Raw genomic sequence first — 8265 nt, forward strand, 5'->3', positions numbered from 1 at the left:
CAATGATCCTCGATATCTTGGTGAAGCGTGCCTCCCATGGCGACATTGAAAAGTTGAGTACCCCGACAAACAGAGAAAATTGGTTTCTTTTGCTTAATCGCTTCTTTGATAAGAGCTAGTTCAAAAATATCTCTTTGAAGGTGGTAGTCATCACTATCAATAGCCTTTGGTTCACCATAGAATTTTGGATCAACATTTTGCCCACCTGTTAGGATGAGTTTATCAATCATAGCGACGTAATGGCTTGCCATTTCTTGATCACCAATCGGAAGGATGATGGGAATTCCGCCAGCGTCCTTGACACCTTCAACAAAACCTTTTGCCACATAGCTCATTAAGACATCATCATCTGGATGAGCTTTTTCATTTCCTGTAATCCCAATAATTGGTTTTTTCATAAATGCTTTCGCTTTCTAATCCTCTTTACGCATAAAATAGAGGAGAGTTTGGAGTTCGCTTGTCAAATCGACATACTGAACGACTACATCTTTTGGAAGGTGGAGGTGAATAGGGGAAAAACTGAGAATACCTTTTATGCCTGCATCAACCAAAAGATTGGCAACTTCTTGTGATTTAACACTTGGAACTGTTAGGATAGCAGTTTTGACATCTGCTTCTTTGATTTTTTCTTTAATCTGTGAGATACCATAGATTGGAATTCCATCAGGTGTCTGGCTTCCAACTTCTGGATGGTCATCTAGGTCAAAGGCCATGATAATTTTCATCTTGTTACGCTCGTGGAAGCGGTAGTGGAGAAGGGCATGGCCCATATTTCCAATCCCAACCAACATAACATTTGTAATTGAGTTATCATTTAGGAGATCAGCAAAAAAATTCATCAATTTTTTGACATCGTAACCAAAACCACGACGACCTAGTTCACCAAAATAGGAAAAATCCCGACGAACCGTCGCAGAGTCGATACCGATAGCCTCTGCAATTTGCTTGGAGTTGGCACGTTCGATTTTTTCTGCATGAAATCTCTTGAAAATTCGATAGTAAAGAGAGAGTCTTTTTGCTGTTGCTTTTGGAATAGCAGACTGTTTATCTTTCACAAAATCACAACCTTTCTATTCTTCTATTTTATAGAAACATTGTGAAAAAATCAACAAAAACAAGAAAAAACTAAGAAATTTCTTAGTTTTTATCTGAAAAATGAGCTTGTGATAGAAAACGGTAGAGGTCGCCAACCAATCCTTGATAAATCACTTTATCATTCAGTGTTAAGGAGTTGATTTGGAGAGTGTCAGGTAGGGTCACACAGCCCGATAGAGATAACATGAGTTCTTCGTAATCCTTAAATTCAAGTGTGCGTTCTACATGGTAGTTATCTTGATAGGTAAGTCGATACATAGTCGATTATCTCTCTTCTTTTGTGAAGATACCGCGTTCTACAAGGCTGTCCATAAGGAAGTAGAATTTTTCTTGATGAATGTGATGATCTTCTGATTTAAAGATATTCACCAAACGAAGGCCAGATTTGTCAGTGATGTTGAGTTTAGCACCTGTAAGGTCTTTGTTGATGATGATCTTTAGCTTGAATCCTTCACCGCTGTTAGGTACTTTCTCAAGCAGACGAGTTAGTTCGTAATTTCCTACCTTTGTTTCAAAGAAAGTATTGTCTTTCAGTGTGAATTTTTTGACGGACGGACTGAGCGTATAATCGTAGCGACAATTTTGTAGTTTAATAGTTTTTTCGAATGCCATTAGATTAATCTCCAATAATATTTTTTAAGGTTTGTGCGAGTTGTTTTAAATCTTCCTCGGTATTGAGGGAAGACATACTGATACGGATGGATTCTTTTAATCGATGAGAATTACTTCCATAAAGAGCCTCTAGAACATGGCTGGTTTGCACAACGCCAGCAGTACAAGCTGAACCGGTAGAAATTGAAATTCCTTCAAGATCTAGCCGTAGCAAGAGCAAGTCATTTTTTTGACCAGGAAATCCAATGTTGACAACATAAGGAAGCTGGTGTTGGCTTTCGTTGAGATAGTATTCTAAATCTGCAATCTCATCTAGAAAAGCAGATTTTAATCCCTCTAGTTTTTGGTAATGTTCAGCTTGCTGCTCTAAGTCCTCTTTGAGAGCAGCGACCATGCCTACAATGGCAGCGAGGTTTTCTGTTCCAGCCCGTTTCTTTTGTTCTTGGTCTCCACCGTGAAGATAGGAATCAAAGTCCGCAGAAGAAGCATAAAGAAAGCCGATTCCCTTTGGCCCATGGAATTTGTGGGCAGAAGCGCTGAGAAAATCAATTCCTAATTCCTCAGGATGGATAGGAACTTTTCCGATAGCTTGAACAGCGTCTACATGATAAGCCGCAGGATGCTCTTTTAAAACACGTCCAATCTCAGCGATAGGTAAGAGACTGCCCGTTTCATTATTAGCATACATAGTGGAAACGAGAATAGTATCGTCGCGTAAGGCCTCTTGAATTTGCTGGGCAGTAATTTCTTGATTTACTGGTTTGACGATGGTTACCTCAAAGCCAAAATGTTGCACTAGGTAATCGATAGTTTCAAGCACTGAATGGTGCTCAATAGCTGTCGTGATGATATGTCTTCCACGGTCCATATGACGGAGACAATGACCGATAATAGCTGTGTTGTTACTCTCTGTTCCCCCAGATGTGAAAAAGATATGTTGAGGTTTGGTTCCTAGTAAGTAGGCTAAGTCCTGACGAGCTTCTCGCAAGAGTTTGCCAGCATGCCGACCATGACTATGAATACTAGAAGGATTACCATGAGTTTCTTGCAGGACCTTGGTCATTTCTGAAATAGCAACTGCTGACATAGGAGTCGTAGCAGCATTGTCTAAATAAATCAAAGAATCACCTTATTTCTTTTTGTTATAGGCAAAGAGTGGGCTGACTGGTTTTCTCTCGTGGATGCGGACAATCGCATCACCTAGTAATTCGCTCGCGGTAATGTAACATACATTTTTCGGAGTTTTTTCTTTGGTTGCAACAGAGTCTGTTACAAGGATTTCTTTAATGTTAGCCGCATCAAGAAGCTCAGCTGCGCCTTCTACAAAGAGACCATGACTTGATACCGCATAAATTTCTGTTGCGCCCTCACGTTCAACGATTTTCGCTGCCTCTGAGAAAGTACGTCCAGTATTGAGAATATCGTCAATCAATATAGCCTTCTTGCCTTCAACATCCCCAATGATATAGCCTTCGTTACGATCAGAATCGTCTTGGGCGTAGTCAATGATAGCGATAGGAGCGTCAAGGTATTCAGCCAAACTACGTGCACGTTTAACACCAGAGTTCTTTGGACTAACAACAACGACATCAGAGCCAAGAAGTCCTTTATCACAGTAGTGCTTAGCAAATAGAGGGACAGTATAAAGATTGTCTACAGGAATGTCAAAGAAACCTTGGACTTGAACAGCATGTAAATCGAGCGTCAGAACACGGCTAACACCTGCTTTTACAAGCATATTGGCAACCAATTTTGCAGTAAGAGGTTCACGTGAACGTGCGATACGATCCTGACGAGCATATCCAAAGTAAGGGAGTACCACATTTATTGTATTAGCACTGGCACGGACACAGGCATCTACCATGATGAGTAATTCCATTAAATGATTGTTGACAGGATAGCTAGTTGACTGGATGATGTAGACATCGTAGCCACGGACACTTTCCTCAATGTTGACTTGAATTTCACCGTCAGAAAATTGACGAGAAGAGAGTTTTCCAAGAGGAACCCCAACAGCGTCTGCGATTTTTTGTGCAATTTCTTGATTGGAGTTAAGTGCGAAAAGTTTCATGTTGTTTCTATCTGACATTATAGACCGTCCTCTGTAAACTTTGCGAATCTCCTTTGAGAAAGTTCTGTTTTTCAAAGGGAGATTCTTTTATTTTTATCTTTTCTATTTTACCAAAAAAAAGAGATTATTTCAGCATTTTTTCATGCTTTTAATAAAACGAATTAATTTTGAAGGAGCTTTCTGACAGGTTATCTGATTTTCATCTAAAAATCTCTGAAAATCGGCTTTCCCTTTTTCATGGTCGGTGACTTCAAGCTCGAGTTCATAGTCCGTCTGGTCAAAGTAGTGACTTTCATCTAAGGCCATTAAGCCAATTTCTGTTTTCGTTTCGTAACGAAGGGTTGAAAGGCAGCCTAAAACAAGCCAGTCATGGCTTTCAATACCAATCTTAGCGAGCTTCTCTAGAACGAGCCCTTGAGGTAGTTTTTGTTTTTCTAGATAGGATTCAGCTTCTGAAAGAGTTAGTTTCTGGTTGTATTCCATATTTCCTACAGTTTGAGGCACTTTCAAGGTCAACTCCGCCCAATCTTCAAAGGTGCGAATGCGCATGGCAACCTTCTTTTCACGCAATTGGAAATCTGGTGTGTCAATGTAGTAGTTTTTCTGAAGGATGGGCTGGATACGGGAAAACTGTTTTTTTAGATGATCATATTCCTCTTTTTTCAGAAGTGTTTTCAATTCTATTTCTAAATGTTTCATTTTTTCAACCTTTTCTATCTCTTTGAAAGCGATTTATGGTATAATGGACAATGTATTTATTGTATACGAATGTACTGAAAAAATCAAAGATTTTCGACAGAGCAATCAAACATTACAAGGGAGAAAGTATGACCATAGAATGGGAAGAATTTTTAGATCCTTACATTCAGGCTGTTGGTGAATTGAAGATTAAGCTTCGAGGAATTCGCAAACAGTATCGTAAGCAAAACAAGCATTCTCCGATTGAGTTTGTAACGGGGCGTGTCAAACCAATTGAAAGTATCAAAGAAAAGATGGCTCGTCGAGGAATTACTTATGCAAGTCTCGAACATGATCTGCAAGATATTGCGGGCTTACGTGTCATGGTCCAGTTTGTTGATGACGTTAAAGAAGTAGTTGAGATTCTACGCAAACGCCAAGATATGAGAGTCGTTCAGGAACGAGACTATATCACTCATCGTAAGGCTTCAGGTTATCGTTCTTATCATGTTGTTGTCGAATACACGGTTGATACGATCAACGGAGCTAAGACGATTCTGGCGGAGATTCAAATACGGACATTAGCTATGAATTTTTGGGCTACGATTGAACACTCACTCAATTATAAATACCAGGGGGATTTTCCAGAGGAAATCAAGAAAAGACTGGAAATTACTGCAAAAATAGCCCATCAACTGGACGAAGAAATGGGTAAGATTCGTGACGATATCCAGGAAGCGCAGGCGCTTTTTGATCCTTTGAGTAGAAAACTAAACGATGGTGTAGGAAATAGTGACGATACAGATGAAGAATACAGGTAAACGAGTTGACCTCATAGCAAATAGAAAGCCACAAAGTCAGAAGGTCTTGCATGAGCTGAGGGAAAAACTAAAGAAACAACATTTTATACTGAACGATACCAATCCCGACATTGTCATTTCGATTGGTGGCGACGGGATGCTTTTGTCTGCCTTTCACAAGTATGAGAATCAGTTAGACAAGGTTCGATTTGTAGGTGTTCATACAGGGCATTTAGGATTTTACACAGATTATCGTGATTTTGAGCTGGATCAGTTGGTGACCAATCTCCTACTCGATACTGGTGCCAAAGTTTCCTATCCAGTCTTGAATGTCAAGGTAACGCTTGAAAATGGAGAGGTGAAAATCTTCCGTGCCTTAAATGAAGCCAGCATCCGTCGATCGGACCGGACCATGGTTGCGGATATCATCATTAACCATGTTCCGTTCGAGAGATTTCGTGGAGATGGAGTGACTGTTTCAACGCCGACGGGAAGTACTGCCTACAACAAGTCCTTGGGTGGAGCTGTCTTGCATCCTACCATTGAAGCCTTGCAGTTGACGGAGATAGCGAGTCTTAACAATCGAGTCTATCGTACTTTGGGATCATCGATCATTATTCCCAAAAAAGATAAGATTGAACTTTTGCCGACACGCAATGATTACCACACGATATCAGTCGATAACAGCATCTATTCATTCCGTAATATCGAACGGATTGAGTATCAAATCGACCATCACAAGATTCACTTCGTAGCGACTCCAAGTCACACTAGTTTCTGGAATCGTGTCAAAGATGCCTTCATCGGCGAGGTGGATGAATGAGGTTCGAATTTACCGCAGATGAGCACGTCAAAGTCAAAACCTTCCTCAAGAAACATGAGGTTTCTAAGGGACTTTTGGCTAAGATTAAGTTTCGAGGTGGGGCTATTCTGGTCAATGGCCAAACTCAAAATGCGACTTATCTCTTAGATGTTGGGGACAGGGTGTCCATTGATATTCCAGCAGAGGAAGGATTTGAAACCTTAGAGGCTATCGATCGTCCACTGGATATTCTCTATGAGGATGACCATTTTCTGGTTTTGAATAAGCCCTATGGAGTTGCTTCCATCCCCAGTGTCAATCATTCCAATACCATTGCCAATTTTATCAAGGGCTACTATGTCAAGCAAAACTATGAAAACCAGCAAGTTCATATCGTGACTAGACTTGATAGAGATACATCTGGTTTGATGCTTTTTGCCAAACACGGCTACGCTCATGCACGTTTAGACAAGCAGTTGCAACGAAAGTCTATCGAGAAACGTTACTTTGCTTTAGTTAAAGGAGCTGGCGTCTTGGAGCCTGAAGGGGAGATTATCGCCCCGATTGCGCGTGATGAAGACTCCATTATCACCAGACGAGTGGCAAAAGGCGGAAAATACGCTCATACGTCTTACAAAGTTGTAGCCTCTTATGGTGATATTCACCTGGTTGATATTCGTCTGCATACTGGGCGAACCCACCAAATCCGAGTCCATTTTTCTCATATCGGTTTTCCTCTTTTAGGAGATGATCTCTATGGAGGAAGTTTAGACGATGGCATTCAACGCCAGGCCCTGCATTGTCATTATTTATCTTTTTATCATCCCTTTCTAGAGCAAGATTTGCAACTAGAAAGCCCCTTGCCGGATGATTTTAGCAATCTTATTACCCAGTTATCAACTAATACTCTTTAAAAACTATTTGGAGTATAATTTATTATCTTAAAGGAGAAAACTCATGGAAGTTTTTGAAAGTCTCAAAGCCAACCTGGTTGGCAAAAATGCTCGTATCGTTCTCCCTGAAGGGGAAGAGCCTCGTATTCTTCAAGCAACAAAACGCTTGGTAAAAGAAACAGAAGTGATTCCTGTTTTGCTTGGAAACCCTGAAAAAATTAAAATTTATCTCGAAATCGAAGGGATCATGGATGGTTATGAAGTGATTGATCCCCAACATTATCCTCAATTTGAAGAAATGGTTGCTGCCTTGGTAGAGCGTCGTAAGGGTAAAATGACTGAGGAAGATGCACGCAAGGTTTTGGTTGAAGATGTCAACTACTTTGGTGTGATGCTAGTCTACTTGGGCTTGGTTGACGGTATGGTATCAGGTGCCATTCACTCAACTGCCTCAACAGTTCGCCCAGCCCTTCAAATCATTAAAACTCGTCCAAACGTAACTCGTACTTCAGGTGCCTTCCTCATGGTACGCGGTACAGAACGTTACCTATTTGGAGACTGTGCCATTAACATCAATCCAGATGCAGAAGCCTTGGCTGAAATTGCCATCAACTCAGCAATTACAGCTAAAATGTTTGGTATTGAACCTAAAATTGCTATGCTAAGCTATTCTACTAAAGGTTCAGGATTTGGTGAAAGTGTTGATAAGGTAGTGGAAGCTACTAAAATTGCTCACGACTTGCGTCCTGATCTTGAGATTGATGGTGAGTTGCAATTTGATGCAGCCTTTGTTCCTGAAACTGCAGCTTTGAAAGCTCCGGGAAGTACAGTAGCTGGTCAAGCAAATGTCTTCATCTTCCCAGGTATCGAAGCTGGAAATATCGGCTACAAGATGGCTGAGCGCCTTGGTGGTTTTGCGGCTGTAGGTCCTGTTTTACAAGGTTTGAACAAACCTGTTAACGACCTTTCTCGTGGATGTAATGCAGATGATGTCTACAAGTTGACCCTTATCACAGCAGCTCAAGCAGTTCATCAATAAGATTTAGTCCTCTTTCCCATGGGAAGAGGCTTTTTAGTACTGAGAAAAGGACAGTTAGAAGCTTCTATGTTATACTAGATATATGTTAGATTTGAAAGAATACGGTATCGTCATGTGGCCGGAGGAGAAGATTATTTCTTTTCGTGAAAAACTCCTCAACTGGTATGATGAAAACAAGCGAGACCTACCTTGGCGGAGAAGTAAAAATCCTTATCACATCTGGGTATCTGAAATCATGCTGCAGCAGACCAGAGTGGATACAGTTATTCCATACT

The 8265-nt window shown here is 40.7% G+C and carries 11 protein-coding genes and 1 pseudogene; 5 read left to right on the plus strand and 7 right to left on the minus strand.

Translation table 11 applies throughout. The features are described from left to right. The 7 genes from SORDD15_RS02300 to SORDD15_RS02330 all read right to left on the minus strand — a co-directional run. Window positions 1–398, minus strand: a 398-nt coding sequence (locus SORDD15_RS02300; RefSeq protein ID WP_196756205.1) for a gamma-glutamyl-gamma-aminobutyrate hydrolase family protein, incomplete at its 3' end; no start/stop codon positions are given. A gap of 15 nt (window positions 399–413) precedes the next feature. Further along, window positions 414–1055 carry a redox-sensing transcriptional repressor Rex gene (locus tag SORDD15_RS02305; protein WP_061413972.1) on the minus strand — a complete coding sequence of 214 codons (642 nt, stop codon included), beginning with the start codon at window positions 1053–1055 and terminating at the stop codon, window positions 414–416. 82 nt (window positions 1056–1137) lie between these two features. Beyond that, window positions 1138–1353: a DUF4649 family protein gene (locus SORDD15_RS02310; RefSeq protein WP_061413975.1), complete on the minus strand. Its 216-nt coding sequence runs from the start codon at window positions 1351–1353 to the stop codon at window positions 1138–1140. Window positions 1354–1359: 6 nt separating this feature from the next. Then, on the minus strand, window positions 1360–1707 hold the full coding sequence (locus tag SORDD15_RS02315) for a DUF1831 domain-containing protein (RefSeq protein ID WP_061413977.1): 348 nt from the start codon (window positions 1705–1707) through the stop codon (window positions 1360–1362). A gap of 4 nt (window positions 1708–1711) precedes the next feature. Further along, the gene (locus SORDD15_RS02320) at window positions 1712–2827 is read right to left on the minus strand and encodes a cysteine desulfurase family protein (RefSeq protein ID WP_061413979.1); all 1116 of its coding nucleotides are present in this window, start codon (window positions 2825–2827) and stop codon (window positions 1712–1714) included. Window positions 2828–2836: 9 nt separating this feature from the next. Beyond that, entirely contained in the window at window positions 2837–3796 is a 960-nt protein-coding gene (locus SORDD15_RS02325; RefSeq protein ID WP_061413980.1) for a ribose-phosphate diphosphokinase, read from the minus strand. A 111-nt stretch (window positions 3797–3907) separates the two neighbouring features. Then, window positions 3908–4477 carry a CYTH domain-containing protein gene (locus SORDD15_RS02330; RefSeq protein ID WP_061413982.1) on the minus strand — a complete coding sequence of 190 codons (570 nt, stop codon included), beginning with the start codon at window positions 4475–4477 and terminating at the stop codon, window positions 3908–3910. A gap of 128 nt (window positions 4478–4605) precedes the next feature. Here SORDD15_RS02330 and SORDD15_RS02335 point away from each other — a divergent pair, with 128 nt between their 5' ends. The 5 genes and pseudogenes from SORDD15_RS02335 to SORDD15_RS02355 form a co-directional block, all read left to right on the plus strand. Next, window positions 4606–5277: a GTP diphosphokinase gene (locus SORDD15_RS02335; protein WP_061413984.1), complete on the plus strand. Its 672-nt coding sequence runs from the start codon at window positions 4606–4608 to the stop codon at window positions 5275–5277. Further along, complete coding sequence (locus tag SORDD15_RS02340; RefSeq protein WP_061413985.1) at window positions 5261–6079, plus strand: NAD kinase; 819 nt, start codon at window positions 5261–5263, stop codon at window positions 6077–6079. The genes SORDD15_RS02335 and SORDD15_RS02340 overlap by 17 nt, the downstream gene beginning before the upstream one ends. Beyond that, the gene (locus SORDD15_RS02345; protein ID WP_061413987.1) at window positions 6076–6972 is read left to right on the plus strand and encodes an RluA family pseudouridine synthase; all 897 of its coding nucleotides are present in this window, start codon (window positions 6076–6078) and stop codon (window positions 6970–6972) included. Before SORDD15_RS02340 ends, SORDD15_RS02345 begins: the two co-directional genes overlap by 4 nt. A 43-nt stretch (window positions 6973–7015) precedes the next feature. Then, complete coding sequence (pta, locus tag SORDD15_RS02350; protein WP_061413989.1) at window positions 7016–7990, plus strand: phosphate acetyltransferase; 975 nt, start codon at window positions 7016–7018, stop codon at window positions 7988–7990. 82 nt (window positions 7991–8072) lie between these two features. Next, window positions 8073–8265, plus strand: a pseudogene (locus SORDD15_RS02355) (A/G-specific adenine glycosylase); the annotation flags it as partial.

Origin of the sequence: Streptococcus oralis (genome assembly GCF_001578935.1) — a bacterium.
Taxonomy (GTDB): domain Bacteria; phylum Bacillota; class Bacilli; order Lactobacillales; family Streptococcaceae; genus Streptococcus; species Streptococcus oralis_R.

What these genes read in the sequence shown, in the direction of transcription:
- SORDD15_RS02310 (WP_061413975.1), bottom strand. Translation starts at nt 1,353, where the DNA reads ATGTATCGACTTACCTATCAAGATAACTACCATGTAGAACGCACACTT.
- SORDD15_RS02315 (WP_061413977.1), bottom strand. Translation starts at nt 1,707, where the DNA reads ATGGCATTCGAAAAAACTATTAAACTACAAAATTGTCGCTACGATTAT.
- SORDD15_RS02325 (WP_061413980.1), bottom strand. Translation starts at nt 3,796, where the DNA reads ATGTCAGATAGAAACAACATGAAACTTTTCGCACTTAACTCCAATCAA.
- SORDD15_RS02330 (WP_061413982.1), bottom strand. Translation starts at nt 4,477, where the DNA reads ATGAAACATTTAGAAATAGAATTGAAAACACTTCTGAAAAAAGAGGAA.
- SORDD15_RS02335 (WP_061413984.1), top strand. Translation starts at nt 4,606, where the DNA reads ATGACCATAGAATGGGAAGAATTTTTAGATCCTTACATTCAGGCTGTT.
- SORDD15_RS02340 (WP_061413985.1), top strand. Translation starts at nt 5,261, where the DNA reads ATGAAGAATACAGGTAAACGAGTTGACCTCATAGCAAATAGAAAGCCA.
- SORDD15_RS02345 (WP_061413987.1), top strand. Translation starts at nt 6,076, where the DNA reads ATGAGGTTCGAATTTACCGCAGATGAGCACGTCAAAGTCAAAACCTTC.
- pta (WP_061413989.1), top strand. Translation starts at nt 7,016, where the DNA reads ATGGAAGTTTTTGAAAGTCTCAAAGCCAACCTGGTTGGCAAAAATGCT.